At 59.3% G+C, this 14,742-nt stretch carries 15 protein-coding genes and 2 pseudogenes; 12 read left to right on the forward strand and 5 right to left on the reverse strand.

Annotated elements, in window-relative coordinates:
• Positions 1-258: 258 nt before the first annotated feature.
• The 8 genes and pseudogenes from rsmI to gshB all read left to right on the forward strand — a co-directional run bounded on the left by rsmI (position 259) and on the right by gshB (position 7,511).
• Positions 259-1,158: a 16S rRNA (cytidine(1402)-2'-O)-methyltransferase gene (gene rsmI / locus BN77_RS05690; RefSeq protein ID WP_040677591.1), complete on the forward strand. Its 900-nt coding sequence runs from the start codon at positions 259-261 to the stop codon at positions 1,156-1,158.
• A pseudogene (locus BN77_RS31915) lies at positions 1,151-1,517 on the forward strand (YraN family protein). Before rsmI ends, BN77_RS31915 begins: the two are co-directional and overlap by 8 nt.
• Positions 1,518-1,642: 125 nt before the next feature.
• Positions 1,643-2,941: an extracellular solute-binding protein gene (locus tag BN77_RS05700; RefSeq protein ID WP_007529388.1), complete on the forward strand. Its 1,299-nt coding sequence runs from the start codon at positions 1,643-1,645 to the stop codon at positions 2,939-2,941.
• Positions 2,942-3,014: 73 nt separating this feature from the next.
• On the forward strand, positions 3,015-3,896 hold the full coding sequence (locus tag BN77_RS05705; RefSeq protein WP_007529391.1) for an ABC transporter permease subunit: 882 nt from the start codon (positions 3,015-3,017) through the stop codon (positions 3,894-3,896).
• A gap of 10 nt (positions 3,897-3,906) precedes the next feature.
• Positions 3,907-4,749, forward strand: a complete 843-nt coding sequence (gene ugpE, locus BN77_RS05710; RefSeq protein WP_007529394.1) for a sn-glycerol-3-phosphate ABC transporter permease UgpE — start codon at positions 3,907-3,909, stop codon at positions 4,747-4,749.
• An 11-nt stretch (positions 4,750-4,760) separates the two neighbouring features.
• The gene (locus BN77_RS05715; protein ID WP_007529396.1) at positions 4,761-5,858 is read left to right on the forward strand and encodes an ABC transporter ATP-binding protein; all 1,098 of its coding nucleotides are present in this window, start codon (positions 4,761-4,763) and stop codon (positions 5,856-5,858) included.
• 103 nt (positions 5,859-5,961) lie between these two features.
• Entirely contained in the window at positions 5,962-6,471 is a 510-nt protein-coding gene (locus tag BN77_RS05720) for a cupin domain-containing protein (protein ID WP_007529399.1), read from the forward strand.
• Between the two features lie 95 nt (positions 6,472-6,566).
• The gene (gene gshB, locus BN77_RS05725) at positions 6,567-7,511 is read left to right on the forward strand and encodes a glutathione synthase (protein ID WP_007529401.1); all 945 of its coding nucleotides are present in this window, start codon (positions 6,567-6,569) and stop codon (positions 7,509-7,511) included.
• A 310-nt stretch (positions 7,512-7,821) separates the two neighbouring features.
• On the opposite strand, the gene cysK is transcribed toward gshB, so the two are convergent.
• Complete coding sequence (gene cysK / locus BN77_RS05730) at positions 7,822-8,784, reverse strand: cysteine synthase A (protein WP_007529403.1); 963 nt, start codon at positions 8,782-8,784, stop codon at positions 7,822-7,824.
• Between the two features lie 132 nt (positions 8,785-8,916).
• Positions 8,917-9,534, reverse strand: coding sequence for a LysE family translocator (locus BN77_RS05735; RefSeq protein ID WP_007529405.1), 618 nt, complete (start codon positions 9,532-9,534; stop codon positions 8,917-8,919).
• Positions 9,535-9,741: 207 nt separating this feature from the next.
• Here BN77_RS05735 and BN77_RS05740 point away from each other — a divergent pair, with 207 nt between their 5' ends.
• Positions 9,742-10,254: a Dps family protein gene (locus tag BN77_RS05740; RefSeq protein ID WP_007529408.1), complete on the forward strand. Its 513-nt coding sequence runs from the start codon at positions 9,742-9,744 to the stop codon at positions 10,252-10,254.
• A gap of 15 nt (positions 10,255-10,269) precedes the next feature.
• Here the strand turns inward: BN77_RS05740 and BN77_RS05745 are convergent, their stop codons facing one another.
• Positions 10,270-11,166, reverse strand: a complete 897-nt coding sequence (locus tag BN77_RS05745) for a DMT family transporter (protein WP_007529410.1) — start codon at positions 11,164-11,166, stop codon at positions 10,270-10,272.
• Positions 11,167-11,269: 103 nt separating this feature from the next.
• On the opposite strand from BN77_RS05745, the gene BN77_RS05750 reads away from it, so the two are divergent.
• Entirely contained in the window at positions 11,270-11,740 is a 471-nt protein-coding gene (locus BN77_RS05750; RefSeq protein WP_007529412.1) for an Lrp/AsnC family transcriptional regulator, read from the forward strand.
• A gap of 71 nt (positions 11,741-11,811) precedes the next feature.
• Here BN77_RS05750 and dut read toward each other — a convergent pair whose 3' ends face one another.
• Positions 11,812-12,282: a dUTP diphosphatase gene (dut, locus tag BN77_RS05755; RefSeq protein ID WP_007529414.1), complete on the reverse strand. Its 471-nt coding sequence runs from the start codon at positions 12,280-12,282 to the stop codon at positions 11,812-11,814.
• Between the two features lie 90 nt (positions 12,283-12,372).
• On the opposite strand from dut, the gene BN77_RS05760 reads away from it, so the two are divergent.
• A complete protein-coding gene (locus BN77_RS05760) occupies positions 12,373-13,956 on the forward strand; it encodes a peptide chain release factor 3 (RefSeq protein ID WP_007529417.1) in 1,584 nt (527 codons plus the stop codon).
• A gap of 54 nt (positions 13,957-14,010) precedes the next feature.
• Complete coding sequence (gene tsaA / locus BN77_RS05765; protein WP_007529420.1) at positions 14,011-14,532, forward strand: tRNA (N6-threonylcarbamoyladenosine(37)-N6)-methyltransferase TrmO; 522 nt, start codon at positions 14,011-14,013, stop codon at positions 14,530-14,532.
• Positions 14,533-14,535: 3 nt separating this feature from the next.
• Here the strand turns inward: tsaA and BN77_RS34650 are convergent.
• Positions 14,536-14,740: pseudogene (locus tag BN77_RS34650) on the reverse strand (TOBE domain-containing protein).
• Positions 14,741-14,742 lie beyond the last annotated feature (2 nt).

A 14,742-nucleotide genomic window follows, 5' to 3' on the forward strand; every position in this document is an offset into this window, starting at 1 on the left:
CTTTCGACCGTTACTGCTTGAGCGCGCATGTTGCGCGCCGCAAGGAATGCTTTTGCCCAAGAGGGGCCAGAGAGTGGACAGGCAAAATGGCAGGATTTTGCGGCCGATTGCAAGAGGTACCAGCGGAAGCGTCAATGCAATCGCCGTTTTCCCGCGCAATGCTCACAGAAATCGCAGCGGCCTTGCCGAACAGCGAGGCCTCGCCCATAAAGGCGCGAAGCCAAAGAAAGTGGAACAATCTTGAGCAATGACGATGTGATGGCCGAAGGTGGCAGGCAACGCAGCTTTCGCTTACACAATATGCCCATTCCGGCACGGCCGTTGGAACCGGCGCTTTACCTCGTCGCGACGCCGATCGGCAATCTCGGCGATATCACGCTGCGTGCATTGGAAACACTTGCCGGCGCCGATGTGCTGGCCTGCGAAGACACCCGCGTCACACGCGTTCTGCTTGACCGCTATGGCATTCAAAACCGGCCCTACGCTTACCACGAACACAATGCCGATGAGGCCGGACCACGGCTCTTGCACGCGCTTGAAGCCGGCAAGTCCGTCGCCCTCGTCTCCGACGCGGGGACGCCGCTGGTCTCGGATCCCGGCTATCGTCTGGCACAAAATGCCATAAAGGCTGGCTATCGTGTCGTGCCGATCCCGGGGGCTTCGGCGCCGCTCGCTGCTTTGGTTGGCTCCGGCCTGCCCAATGACGCTTTTCTCTTTGCCGGTTTTTTGCCGACCAAGGACAAGGCCCGTCGCGACCGGCTGGCCGAATTGGATGCGGTTCCCGCAACGCTGATGTTCTTTGAATCGCCGCACCGTATAGCCGCAACGCTGGCCGCCGCCGCCGATGTGCTCGGGGGTGATCGCGCCGCGTCCGTCTGCCGTGAATTGACGAAGACCTACGAGGAGTTTCGGCGTGGCACGCTCGCAGAGCTTGCTCGCCATTATGCCGACGTCGACAGCGTCAAAGGCGAGATCGTGCTGGTCATTGGTCCGCCTCCCGAACGCGGTGTCGAAACCGCGGATGTAGACGCGATCTTGGCCGATTTGGCAAGGACTTTGCCCACCTCGAAGGCCGCCGCCGAAGCCTCGCGGCTCACAGGCATTTCCAAGAAAGAACTCTATCAGCGGCTCCTCGACATGAAGAGCGGCGATGGGTGATAAGGCTGCCGCCAGCGACCGCCACAAGGCTCTACGCGGGGGGCATATCTCCGAGTACCTCGTCGCGATCTATCTCATGCCGAAGGGCGAGGCCATTGCATTGGCGCTACCGCATGAGGCCGGGCGAGATCGGCACCATTGCACGCAAGCGCAATCCGGCGATTTTCTTGGACGTGAAAGCGCGCCGTGACCACATGTTCGCCCATCGATTCCCTGTCGCCAAGGGCGCAAAACCGGATCAAAGCTGCAAGCGATCTGTGGCTGGCACGGCAACGCGATTATGCTGTGCTTTTGCAGTACTACGACATTGTGGCATCCAGCCCGGTCGCCTGCCGCGCCACTTCCCGAACGCCGTCTGACGTCGCTTGCAATCGCGTGCAGAAAGCTATTGCTGTAACACTGCTGTCATCAAACCATTAAGGAGGCGTCATGGAACGCCTCTATTGCACTCCTCACCCCAACAACTGGTGGAGAGGGATTAGCCATGTTCAAGAAGATTTCCATGGCCGCGATGGCGGTCAGCTTTTCGGCCTCGTCGTCCTTTGCTGCGACCAACATCACCTGGTGGCACGGCATGGGCGGCCGCAACGGCGAAGTCATCAACGAGGTTGCACAGAAGTTCAACGCCGCGCAGCCGTCCTGCGCCCTGACCCCGGTCAGCAAGGGCACGTACGAGGAAGCGCTTGCGGCGGGTATCGCTGCCTTCCGCTCTGGCGAGCAGCCGAACATCCTGCAGGTCTTTGACGCGGGTGCTGCAACCATCATCAACGCCAAGGGCGCTGTCGTTCCTGCCGAAGACCTGATCAAGGACGCCGGCTACAAGTTCGATCGCAATGCCTTCATTCCGGGTGTTCGCTATTTCTACGCTGCCGCTGACGGCAAGTTCGTCGGCATGCCGTTCAACTCTTCCGCTCCGATCATGTACATCAATTCGGAAGCGCTGAAGAAGGCCGGCGTTGAAGCCCCGAAAACATGGGAAGAGTTCGAGGCTATTGCGCCGAAGCTCAAGGACGCCGGCTACATCCCGCTCGTCCAGTCTCAGCTGACCTGGGAATTCACCGAGAACTTCTTCTCGCGCAACAATATCCAGTTCGCCACCAACAACAACGGCTACGACAGCGTCGTCGACACCAAGCTGAAGGTCACCGACCCGAACCTCATCATGATGTTCGAGAAGCTGAAGGCCTGGTCCGATGAAGGCTACTTCAAGTACTACGGCGCCGGCTGGAATGACAACCAGAAACCCTTCGAAGAAGGCAAGGTCGCTCTTTGGGTGGGTTCCTCGGGATCCTTTGGCGGCCTGAAGAAGACGGCTACGATGCCCTTCTCGGCAACTTTCCTGCCATACTGGGGTTCGATCAAGGGAGCCGGCGCCCACAGCTTTATCGGCGGCGCGGCACTCTTTGCGATGTCCGGAAAGTCAGCTGAAGAGAACAAGTGCGTTGCTGACTTCTTCCAGTTCCTGACCTCGCCTGAGATCCAGAAGTTCTACCACCAGGCAACGGGCTACGTCGCCATCACCGAGGCAGCCTACGAGCTCGCCAAGAAGGAAGGCTACTACGACAAGGAGCCGGTCGCTGAAGTGGGTATCAAGCAGCTGAAGCTCAAGGACGGCGAATGGTCGAAGGGCTACCGCCTCGGTTTCTACCCGCAGATCCGAGAAATCATGGAACGCGAATACGGCCGCATCTTCTCGGGTGAAACCTCCGTGAAGGACGCTTTCGACACGATCGAGAGGCAAGGCAACCAGCTGCTCGAGCGTTTCGCCAAGACGGCCGGCTGATACTGCCATTGCTGAAACAACGGTTCCGGAGGCGCCCGCCGTCTCCGGAACCGCTTTGTAAAAGGGTCCCACCATGAAGCGCATGCAGTTTTCGTCGCCAACGTTGCCTTATCTCTTCCTGCTGCCGCAGATGGCGGTCATTTTCATTTTCTTCTATTGGCCGTCCGTTCAGGCGGTGAAATCCTCGTTCTTCCTGGAGGATCCCTTCGGCTTCAGCTCCAGCTTCGTCGGCCTCGACAATTACAGGGCTATCCTCGAAAGCGCCGAGTACCGCTCGATCGCCGGCTTCACCGCCATTTTCACGGCGCTTGTTACCTTCTTCTCGCTGTCGCTCGGCCTGCTTTTTGCAGTCAAGGCGGATGCCGTGATCCGAGGCGGCTCGACCTACAAGACGCTGCTGATCTCGGTTTACGCAATCGCCCCGCCGGTCGCCGGCCTGATCGGCATGATGTTCTTCGACCAGCACATCGGCCCCTTCGTGCGTTTCGCCGCTTTGTTCGGCTGGGACATGAAAATCGGCCTAAATTATTTCGATACGGCCTTTGCGATGGTGGTTGTCTCTGTCTGGAAGCAGATTCCGTATAATTTCATCTTCTTTCTCTCGGGCCTTCAGGGGATTCCCGTTTCCGTCCGCGAGGCAGCGGCACTCGACTGTCGTTCGGGTTTCCGTCGGTTTTGGACCGTCATTCTGCCCCTTTTGGCGCCGACCGCCTTCTTCCTTCTTGTCATCAACATCACCTATTCGCTCTTCGATACCTTCGGCATCGTCGACGTGATGGTGAAGGACAAGGCCGCCAACAACCCAATCACGCTCGTTTACAAGGTCTACATGGATGGGTTCCGTGGCAACGACCTTGGCGGCTCCTCGGCCCAGTCGGTGATCCTGATGATCGTCGTTTTCGTGCTCACCGTTTTCCAATTCCGCTTCCTCGAGCGGCGCGTTCACTACAATTGAGGAGCGCGGAATGTACCATCTCAAGATAAGTGACCATATCATTCTGCTGCTTGGCGTCTTCGTCATGATGGCGCCCGTTGTCGTCGCCTTCTTCACCTCGACGCACGACGCCGCCGAAATCCATCGCCAAGGTCTGACGCTGACCTGGGGCAATCATTTCGCGGAGACCTACAATAACGTGCTGCACCGCGAAGGCGGCTTTACCGGACAGGTGACTGGCACGCGGATGCTGATGAACTCGCTGATTCTTGGCATCGGCTTTGCTATAGGCAAGATCATCCTGTCGATGCTCGCGGCCTATGCGATCGTCTACTTCCGGTTTCGGCTCGCTACCGTTTTCTTCTGGATGATCTTCACGACGCTGCTGCTGCCGCTCGAGGTCCGCATACTTCCCTCTTACGAAGTCATGCACCAGCTGCACCTCATCAACACGTATACGGGCCTGATCGTGCCGCTGCTGGCGTCGGCAACGGGCACCTTTTACTTCCGGCAATTCTTCAAATCGATCCCGGACGAGCTCTTGGAAGCGGCGCGAATCGATGGTGCCGGTCCGATCAAGTTCTTCTTCGACGTGATCGTGCCGCTCTCCAAGACGATGGTCGCAGCCATCTTCATCATCATGTTCGTCTACGGCTGGAACCAGTATCTCTGGCCGATGCTGATGACCAACGACGAGAGCTTCTACACGCTGGTGCGCGGCATCAAGCAGATCCTCCTGGTCTGGGTCGGTGCGCAGATTCCCGATTACAACGAAGCCTTCGCCATCGCCATTCTGGCGATGCTGCCACCTGTGATCATCGTCGTGGTGTTCCAGCGTTGGTTCATCAAGGGCCTCACCGAAAGCGACAAGTAAAGGAAACGCCGATGGCCGCCATCGAAATCAATCAGGTCTCCAAGATTTATACCGGGGACGTCCATGCGGTGAAGTCCGTGAACATCGACATTCAGGATGGCGAATTCATCGTCCTTGTCGGCCCGTCCGGCTGCGGGAAGTCGACGCTTCTGCGCATGGTCGCCGGGCTGGAGGAAATTTCCAAGGGCGAGGTCAAGATCGGCAAGCGCGTCGTCAACAGGGTCGACCCTGCCGAACGCGACATCGCCATGGTCTTCCAGAACTATGCGCTCTACCCGCATATGACGGTCAACGAGAACCTTGCCTACGGTCTGCGTAACCGCAAAACGCCGAAAGCGGAGATCGACGCCCGCGTCGCCGAAGCCGCCCGCATGCTGCAGCTCGAAGCCTATCTCGAGCGCAAGCCGCGTGCCCTTTCGGGCGGTCAGCGGCAGCGCGTCGCTATGGGGCGCGCGATCGTGCGCAAGCCAGCCGCCTTTTTGTTCGACGAACCGCTCTCCAACCTCGACGCCAAACTGCGTGTTTCGATGCGCGGTGAGATCAAGCGGCTGCAACACCGTCTCGGCACGACCTCAATTTACGTCACCCACGACCAGCTGGAAGCAATGACCTTGGCCGACCGGCTGGTGGTTTTGAACAGAGGCGAAATCGAGCAGATCGGTGCCCCGCTCGACGTCTATCACACCCCGGCCTCCACCTTTGTCGCGAGCTTCATTGGCTCCCCGGCCATGAACCTGCTCAAGGGCGAGCTGCATGGCGATAGGCTCGCCTTGGGGCCAAACGTGATCGACCTTGCGGGTCATGCGCCCGCATCCGGGCCCGTGATCGTCGGCATTCGTGCCGAGGACCTGCGCCTTGCCGGTCCTGGCGAACATGCCATGACGGTCGCGATCGACTATGTGGAGGAACTCGGCTCCCAGCGTCTCGTGCATGCAAATCTTGGTGATCAGCAACTGACGGCAGTTCTGTCTCCCGAAATAGAGTTGAAGTCCGAACTGCGGCTGATCGTGACTGCCGGGAGACTGCATTTCTTCAACCATGAGACCGGGAAGCGCATTGGCGAAACGTCGTCTTCGCGGGCCGTCGTGATGAAAGCGGAAATCGCCTGACGTCTTCTGGTGATTGATCATTCAAATTGTACGGACCGCCTGTACGGTGCCTTTACGACTCTCTGCTATCCCGACGCGGATTTGATAGCAGCGGGGGTTGCTCATGGGTATTCATATGATGCTGGCAAGCGTGATCGCGATGGCCACGCGGGTGGTGCCTTTCTCGAGTCTGCCGCTGTCAGAAACAAAGCCATTCGTAGCGAAGTCCGGGGACAACTTCGTCATGCACACGACACCGATCAATCCGGACTGGATTATCAGCGGCGATCCGCAGGCGCGCACGGGTGAACATTCCCGCAGCAACGACGATGCAGCCTATACGGCGATCTGGGACTGCACCGCCGGTGAGTTCCGTTGGTACTTCTATTGGGATGAAACGGTGATGATCATCGAAGGCGGCGTCCATATCGTTGCCGAGGACGGCACGGAGCGCACGCTGAAGGCGGGCGACGTCGCCTTCTTCGCGGCGGGCACCTGGGCAAGCTGGCGCGTCGACAATTATGTCCGCAAGGTCGCGTTCCTGAGAAAGCCGTTTCCGAAGCCGGTTGCCCTTGCCTATCGGCTCCGCAGCCTATTGCGCGGCGAGGCGCCGAAGAGCGGCATCGCGGCCTGAGGAATTTACGGTTCGCCGCGTTGGGTGCCATTGATTGGCGTTGCTTTCGGGGCATCTGCAGCCTACATCTGTCCCGCATCAGCTAAGGGACGGAAATGGCCAAGATCAAGAATGTAGCGGTCCAAATGGACCACGTTGCCGGCATCAATATTGCGGGCGATTCCACCTTTGCGATGAGCCTGGAAGCACAGGCCCGTGGCTACAGGCTCTTCCATTACACCCCGGACCGCCTGAGCTTCAGAGATGGCAATCTATACGCTACCGTGGAGCCCATGGTGCTGCGCGACATCAAAGGCGATCACTTCGAACTTGGAGCCCCCGAACGCGTCGATCTCTCCACGATGGATGTTATCCTGCTGCGCCAGGACCCGCCGTTCGACATGGCCTATATCACCTCGACGCACCTGCTGGAGCGGATTCACCCGAAGACGCTCGTTGTCAATGACCCAGCCTGGGTTCGGAATTCTCCCGAAAAGATTTTCGTCACCGAATTCGCCGATCTGATGCCAAAGACGCTGATCACCAAGGATGCGGCCGAGATTCGCCGTTTCCGCGACGAGATGGGCGACATCATCTTGAAACCGCTCTATGGCAACGGTGGCGCCGGCGTCTTCCACTCCACCAGGGACGACCGCAACCTTTCGTCGCTGCTCGAAATCTTCGGTCAGCTCTTCCGCGAACCCTTCATCGCACAGCAATATCTGCCCGATGTGCGCAAGGGCGACAAACGCATCCTGCTCGTCGACGGCGAGCCGGTCGGTGCCATCAACCGCGTCCCCGCTGAGCATGACAGCCGTTCCAACATGCATGTCGGCGGGCGCGCCGAGGCGACTGAACTGACGGCACGCGAGATCGAAATCTGCAAGCGCATTGGCCCTGCGCTGAAGGAACGCGGCTTTCTCTTTGTCGGCATCGATGTCATCGGCGACTACATGACGGAGATCAACGTCACGTCGCCGACGGGCATTCGCGAGGTGCGCAAGTTTGGTGGCGCGGATATCGCAGCCCTGCTGTGGGACGCGATCGAGCGGAAGCGCTAAGCGTCTCCTCGTAACGGGTGCCGAACAGCGTGGATATCACCCGTGTTCGACCGTTATGATCGAGAAATACGCCGCGACGAATTCGACCGGCCTGTGATTGCGTCCGCGACGCAGCCGAGAAAATGAAGTTCGCGAGGCTATCGTCGCCTGCTGAATGTGACCCGCACCTTGGCTGATCTCGACCAACGAAACGGCGGGCCGCATTCACCTTCGAGGCGATTTCCTATCGTATCGCGAACAGACGACAGGAGCCTGAAACGCAATGGGGCGCCAAGAGGCGCCCCCAGCTTCGATTGCATGAATTGGTTTTCTAGCTGCCGAGGCCGTCGAACAGGGCTGTCGAGAGATAGCGTTCGGCGAAGGACGGGATGATCACGACGATGTTCTTCCCGGCATTCTCCTCGCGGCTGCCGATCTTGATCGCGGCCGTCAGTGCCGCGCCAGACGAAATGCCGACCGGCACGCCTTCGAGCTTGGCGACCTCGCGGGCAAGTTCCAGCGCCTCAGGGCTGCTCACAGTAACGATTTCGTCGTAGATGTGTGTGTCGAGGATTGCCGGCGCAAAGCCTGCGCCGATTCCCTGGATCTTGTGCGGTCCCGGCTGCCCGCCGGAAAGGACTGGCGACTCGGCTGGCTCGACGGCGATCACCTTGATGCCGGGCTTCTTCGATTTCAGCACCTGACCGGCGCCGGTGATGGTGCCGCCGGTGCCGATGCCGGAGACCAGGATATCGACTGCACCGTCGGTATCGTTCCAGATCTCCTCGGCTGTCGTGCGGCGGTGGATTTCCGGATTGGCCGGGTTTTCGAATTGCTGCGGGATAATGGCATCGGGGAGGGTCGCCGCCAGCTCTTCGGCCTTAGCAATTGCACCCTTCATTCCCTTAGGACCTTCGGTGAGCACGAGTTCGGCTCCGAGCAGCGCCAGCATCTTGCGGCGCTCGATGGACATCGTTTCCGGCATCGTCAGTATAAGCTTGTATCCCTTGGCAGCCGCGGCGAAAGCCAGCGCAATACCGGTATTGCCCGATGTCGGCTCGATCAGCGTCGTCTTGCCGGGTGAAATCTTTCCCTGCGACTCCAGCGACTCGATCATGGCGACGCCGATGCGATCCTTTACGGACGCGATCGGATTGAAGAATTCCAGCTTCGCCAGGAGGTTTGCCTTGACGCCTTTCGCCTTGGCAAGCTTGTCGAGCCGCACGATCGGCGTGTCACCGATGGTTTCGGTGATCGAGGAATAGATACGGCCGCGGCCCGGTTTCTTCGACATGAGGCTCTCCCTTGGTGAAATGTGCGGAGAGAATAGGGTCAAAGACGAATGGAGGCCAGTGCGGCTTCATCCGCCAGACACGGTTGGGCGAGAAAAAATCCTTTAGAAACCGGGCTTTGCCGAATGAATTTTTCAGGCCGCACGGGTGGCGATGAAGGCTGCTGTGCCGGCGAGAATACCTGCGGCCGTCTTGTTTAGCGCCTGTAGCGCACGCGGCTGCTTGAGCATCATACGGGCGCGTGACGCCAGCAGCATGTAGGGCACCAGTACCACAAGCAGGACAACGAAGGTGGTTGCCAGGAGAATGCCGTATTCGCGAAGCCCGATGCTGTTGAGGTCGATCAAGGTCGGCACCAGTGCGACGTAGAAAAGCATGGTTTTGGGATTGCCGAGCGTTACGAACAGGCCGGACAGGAAGCTCATGCCCACATTGCTCGTCTTTTTGGCCGCGATGTGCTGGGGCAGCAGCCCGGCCGTCCAGAGCTTGCAGGCGATGTAGCAGAGATAGAGCGCACCGGCGATCTTGATGACAACGAAGACTTCGGTGAACGTTTGTGCCACGAAGGCAAGCCCGAGAATGACGGCGGTGAGATAAGTCATGTCGCCAAGCACAAGGCCGAGGCCCATGAAAAAAGTCTCGCGAAAACTCGAGCCGAGCGCCCGGGCGACGATCGCCGTGATACCGGGCCCAGGAATTGCCGCCGCAATAAAGAGCGCCGCTGCGTATGCGAAAAGGGCGGTAAACGACATGACATGAGCTCCTGGTTCAGTCGCCTTCTACCCCTCGGCCACATTGGTTTCAAGCATCCGAGTTCTGTCGCCGTGCTACCGCTATTGACGCTCCCGATTGGGCTTCTAGTTCCAAGGCGGTGATAACGGCTGGTAGAAGCTGACAAGCGAAGGCGATGTCTGTTCCGATACCTGCCGATGCCCTCCGCTCGCCAAAGGAGACACCTGATGAGCCCCACCGCAGCCGAAAAGCGTAGACTCGACCCGCTTGCCACACCGACGGATCTGAAGAGCAATGCCATTCAGGATATCTCGGCCGCTCTGGCCGCGCTTCTGGCGGATGTCTTCGCGCTGTACATCAAGACGAAGAATTTCCATTGGCATATGTCGGGACCGCATTTCCGCGATTACCATCTGATGCTCGACGAACAGGCCGAGCAGATCTTCGCCACGACGGATGCGATTGCCGAGCGCGCCCGCAAGATCGGTGGCACGACGTTGCGCTCGATCGGCCATATCGGCCGCCTGCAGCGCATCAATGACAATGACGCCGACTATGTCACGCCCGAGGACATGCTGGCGGAATTGCGCGACGACAACAAGCAGATGGTATCGCTCTTGCGCGAGACCCACGATATCTGCTCCGAGCATAATGATTTCGCCACCACGAGCCTGCTGGAGGTCTGGATTGACGAGGCCGAGCGCCGTACCTGGTTCCTGTTCGAAACGACGCGGCAGTAGCTTCGCTGGCAATTATTAGCCCGTCCGCGCGCGCAACAGCCGCGCGGGCGTCCAGCCGAGGTTCATGCCTGCCGCGGCGACAAGGATGGTGGCTGCGCCGACCAGTTGCAGGGGTTGCAGCGCATGTCCGAAAGCCACCCGGTCCACGAGGATCGCGGCGATCGGATAGATGAATGAAAGGGCCCCTGTCAGATGGATCGGCAGCTTCTGGATCGCGCCGTACAGCAGCACATACATCAGTCCTGTATGCACGACACCCATGGTGATCAGGATCGCCCATGACTGGCCGTCACCGGGCAGGTCGGAGAAATTCATGGTCGGCAACAGCATCAGCACACCGGTTGCAACCTGGATCAGCGCGATAAGATGTGGCGGCGTGCCTTTCAGCCATTTCGCTGCGAGCGCTGCAAGGGCGTAGAAGAAAGCGGCGCCGAGTGCCAGCAGGATGCCGAGGCCGTAGCCCTCGTGCCCGCCAGCGGTGGCCGGCTTTGCCTGGACGATAGCCGCCATGCCGGCAAAGGCCAGAGTCAGCCAGAACAGCTTTGTGGTGGTGATCTTTTCGCCAAGAAACAGGGCCCCCAGCGCAAGTAGCATGAAAGGTTGCGTATTATAGACGGTCGTCGCGATCGAAATAGATGCATGGCTGTAGGATGCGAAGAGCAGCAACCAGTTAAGAACGATGGCGACGCCGCCGAAGACAGCGATACCCGCCGATTTCAAGCCGATGAGGCCCGGACGCAAAAGTCCCATAGCGGCGCAGACGACAAGCAGGCTGATTGCGCCAAAGAGGCAGCGCCAGAACACCACGCCACTCACCGGTTGACCAGACATCACCACGAACCAGCCGATTGTCCCAGATATCAGCATTGCCGCGGTCATCTGGGCCGTGCCGGTGCGAATTTCGCTATTCATAACGTCTCTCCATCTCAATGGAGAAAGATTATTGTGGTCACGTCGTAATTTATATAGGTTGCATGAGGTTGATCGCGTACATGGCCTATCATTGTGAGGGATAATGTCTGTTTCGGCTAATGATTATGGCATCGACGAGGTCGATCAGAGAATATTGGAAACACTGGCTGAGAATGCGCGCATCTCGTTAAAGGAGCTGGCGCAGGCTGCCGGACTATCTTCGCCCAGCGCCGCCGAACGCCTCCGTCGCCTGGAAGAGCGCGGGATCATCGCCGGTTTCACCATCGATATCGACGCCCCGGCACTCGGATATCCGCTACAGGCGATTGTGCGGGTTAGGCCGCTGCCGGGGCAGCTGCATGTCGTTCAACGGATCATCCAGGACACGCCTCAGTTCGTCGAGTGTGACAAGGTCACCGGCGACGATTGCTTCATTGCCCGGCTTGTCGTGCGCTCGATGGCAGAGCTCGACTCGATCCTCGATAAGGTGGCGGAGAGGGCCGAAACAAGCACTTCTATGGTCAAGGCATCTCCGGTCAAGCGTCGCCTGCCACCACTCTCGCGGCTGCCATAATCAGAAATCGGGCATCGGGGGAGCATGGTCGGTTGATCGAATGCGGTGGTGCGGGTGCCGGGCCTTGGAGCTCATACTCCGGTTGATCCGAAGCCGTCGGCGCCACGTGCCGTCACGCTCGCCTCGGAAATCTCTGAGATATGTGCTTGGATCGCCGGGGCAATCACCATCTGCGCGATGCGCATGCCTCTGGTGATCTCGAATGGCTCTTCGCCGAGGTTGATCAGCAGAACCTTGACTTCGCCGCGGTAGTCGCTGTCGATTGTTCCAGGCGTGTTGAGGCAGGTGATGCCGTGGTTGAAGGCAAGCCCGGAGCGCGGACGCACCTGGCCTTCATATCCCTCTGGAATTTCGAAGGTGAAGCCAGTTGGCACTAGCGCGCGCTTTCCGGCCTCGATGATCATCGTAGCACCTGCCTCAACGGCGGCGCGCAGGTCCATGCCGGCCGCCCCTCTGCTTTCGTAGGAGGGCAGATCGAGACCCTGGCCGTTGGCAAGGCGGATGATGTTGAGTGTCGGGCGCGTATCGGAATGGATTGTCATGGGGCATTAGTTTGCGCCGCAAGTGCCAAGGTCAATTGCAATGCCGGGCTTTAATCGCTAGATACGCCGCAATTCCACAGGATTCACATCATGGCTGAAAGTCTCGCCGAGGCGGTCTCCCGCCGCCGCACATTCGCTATTATCGCGCACCCGGACGCGGGTAAGACCACGCTGACGGAAAAACTGCTGCTGTTCGGCGGCGCTATCCAGCTTGCCGGCGAAGTCAAAGCAAAGAAGGATCGCATGCAGACGCGTTCCGACTGGATGAAGATTGAGCGCGAGCGCGGCATCTCAGTCGTCACCTCGGTGATGACATTCGAGTACAACGACAACGTCTTTAACATTCTCGACACGCCCGGGCACGAAGACTTCGCGGACGACACCTACCGCACGCTGACGGCGGTCGACGCCGCGGTCATGGTGATCGACGCCGCCAAGGGTATCGAGCCGCGGACGCTGAAGCTGTTCGAAGTCTGCCGCATGCGCGACATTCCGATCATCACCTTCATCAACAAGATGGACCGTGAAAGCCGCGATCCCTTCGAGATCCTGGACGAGGTCGAGGAGAAGCTTGCGCTCGATTGCGCGCCGGTGACATGGCCGATCGGCCGTTCAAAGACCTTCTGCGGCACCTATCACCTGGCGAAGAACGAGGTGCGCGCCTCCGATACTCAGGAGATCATGACCAAGGTCACCGATCCTGAGATGGTGTCCCACCGCTTGCCTGAAAACGAGCGCGATGCCTTCGTCGAGGAAACCCTGCTCGCGATCGAGGCCTGCAAACCCTTCGACAAGAAAGCCTTCCTGGAAGGCCATCTGACGCCTGTTTTCTTTGGTTCGGCGCTGCGCAATTTCGGCGTTCGCGACCTTATCGATGCGCTCGGCGAATTTGCGCCGCCTCCACGCGATCAGGTCGCCGATATCCGCACCGTGCAGGCGACCGACAACAAGATGACGGCCTTCGTCTTCAAGATTCAGGCGAACATGGACCCGAACCATCGTGACCGCATCGCCTTTGCCCGCATCTGTTCCGGCAAACTCGAGCGTGGCATGAAGGCTAGGCTTTCGCGCACCGGCAAGCAGCTCGGCCTCACTGCGCCGCAGTTCTTCTTCGCCTCGCAGCGGCAGCTTGCCGATACAGCCTATGCCGGCGATGTTGTTGGCATCCCCAATCACGGGACGCTTCGCATCGGGGATACGCTGACTGAAGGCGAGGCTCTGGTGTTCCAGGGGGTACCTAACTTCTCGCCCGAAATCCTGCGCCGCGTGCGCCTGGAAGATGCCATGAAGGCGAAGAAGCTCAAGGAAGCGCTGCAGCAGATGGCCGAGGAGGGCGTCGTTCAGCTGTTCCAGCCGGAAGATGGTTCGCCGGCTATCGTTGGCGTTGTCGGCGCGCTGCAGCTCGATGTTCTCAAGGAGCGCCTGATGGCCGAATACGGCCTGCCGGTCTCCTTTGAAACGTCGCGCTTCTCCGTCTGCCGCTGGATTTCCGCCGATCAGCCCGCTGAGCTCGAGAAATTTGTGACCGCCCGTCGCGGCGATATCGCGCGAGACCTCGACAACGACCCAGTATTCCTGGCGCAGGACAGCTTCTCGCTGCGGTATGAAGCAGAGCGCTATCCGGCGATCAAGATGGCCGCCCTCAAGGAATATCACGCCGTTAAGGCGGCGTGATATTGGATCGGATATAGCGATCTGCCATGATGCCCTTTTGAAAGGGAGCGCCTCATGGTTGGAGAGAATGAGATCAGGGAAAACGAGGTCGCCGTCGAACTGCCGCCGGCGACCGACGCCGGTCTGATGTTCATCGGGCGGATCTCGACCCCGTGGACCTCGCGCGTGGGGACGCCGCGCCAGGGGCGGCATGATGGTCCGCTTTGCAAAATCGACGTATTCGAGCCGTGGAAGCAGGCCCTCCAGGGTGTGGAGGCCTTCGAGCGGCTGGAAGTACTCTATTGGCTGGATCGCTCGCGGCGCGACCTGGTTCTGCAAAGCCCGGCCAATAGCGGGAAGGTGCATGGCACCTTTTCTCTGCGTTCACCCGTGCGGCCAAACCCGATCGGAACCTCCATCGTCAAGCTGGAAAGGGTCGAAGGTGGCGTCTTGCTGGTTCGCGGATTGGATTGTCTTGACGGTACGCCGCTCCTCGATCTGAAGCCCGACCGTACGCTGTTTAAGCCGATCGCGGCGCCGCAGCCCGGAGATTTCCAGACCGGTGACGACGTCGCGTATTGCTGCAAGAAGGCCTGACGATCAGTCGACGGCGATCATGACATCCGAGGCTTTGACGACCTCATAGGCACCGCCGCTGACGTCCCCAAGTCATCGACCGCTTCGTTGATGATCGAGACCGCAATGATCGTGTCTCCGCCGATATCAATCCGGATATGCGCCGCGGACGCCCCCTTCCTTACCTCGACGATCTTTCGTTCAAGCGATTGCGTGTACTGATCTTCATGG

The sequence above is a fragment of the Rhizobium mesoamericanum STM3625 genome (assembly GCF_000312665.1).
Taxonomy (GTDB): domain Bacteria; phylum Pseudomonadota; class Alphaproteobacteria; order Rhizobiales; family Rhizobiaceae; genus Rhizobium; species Rhizobium mesoamericanum.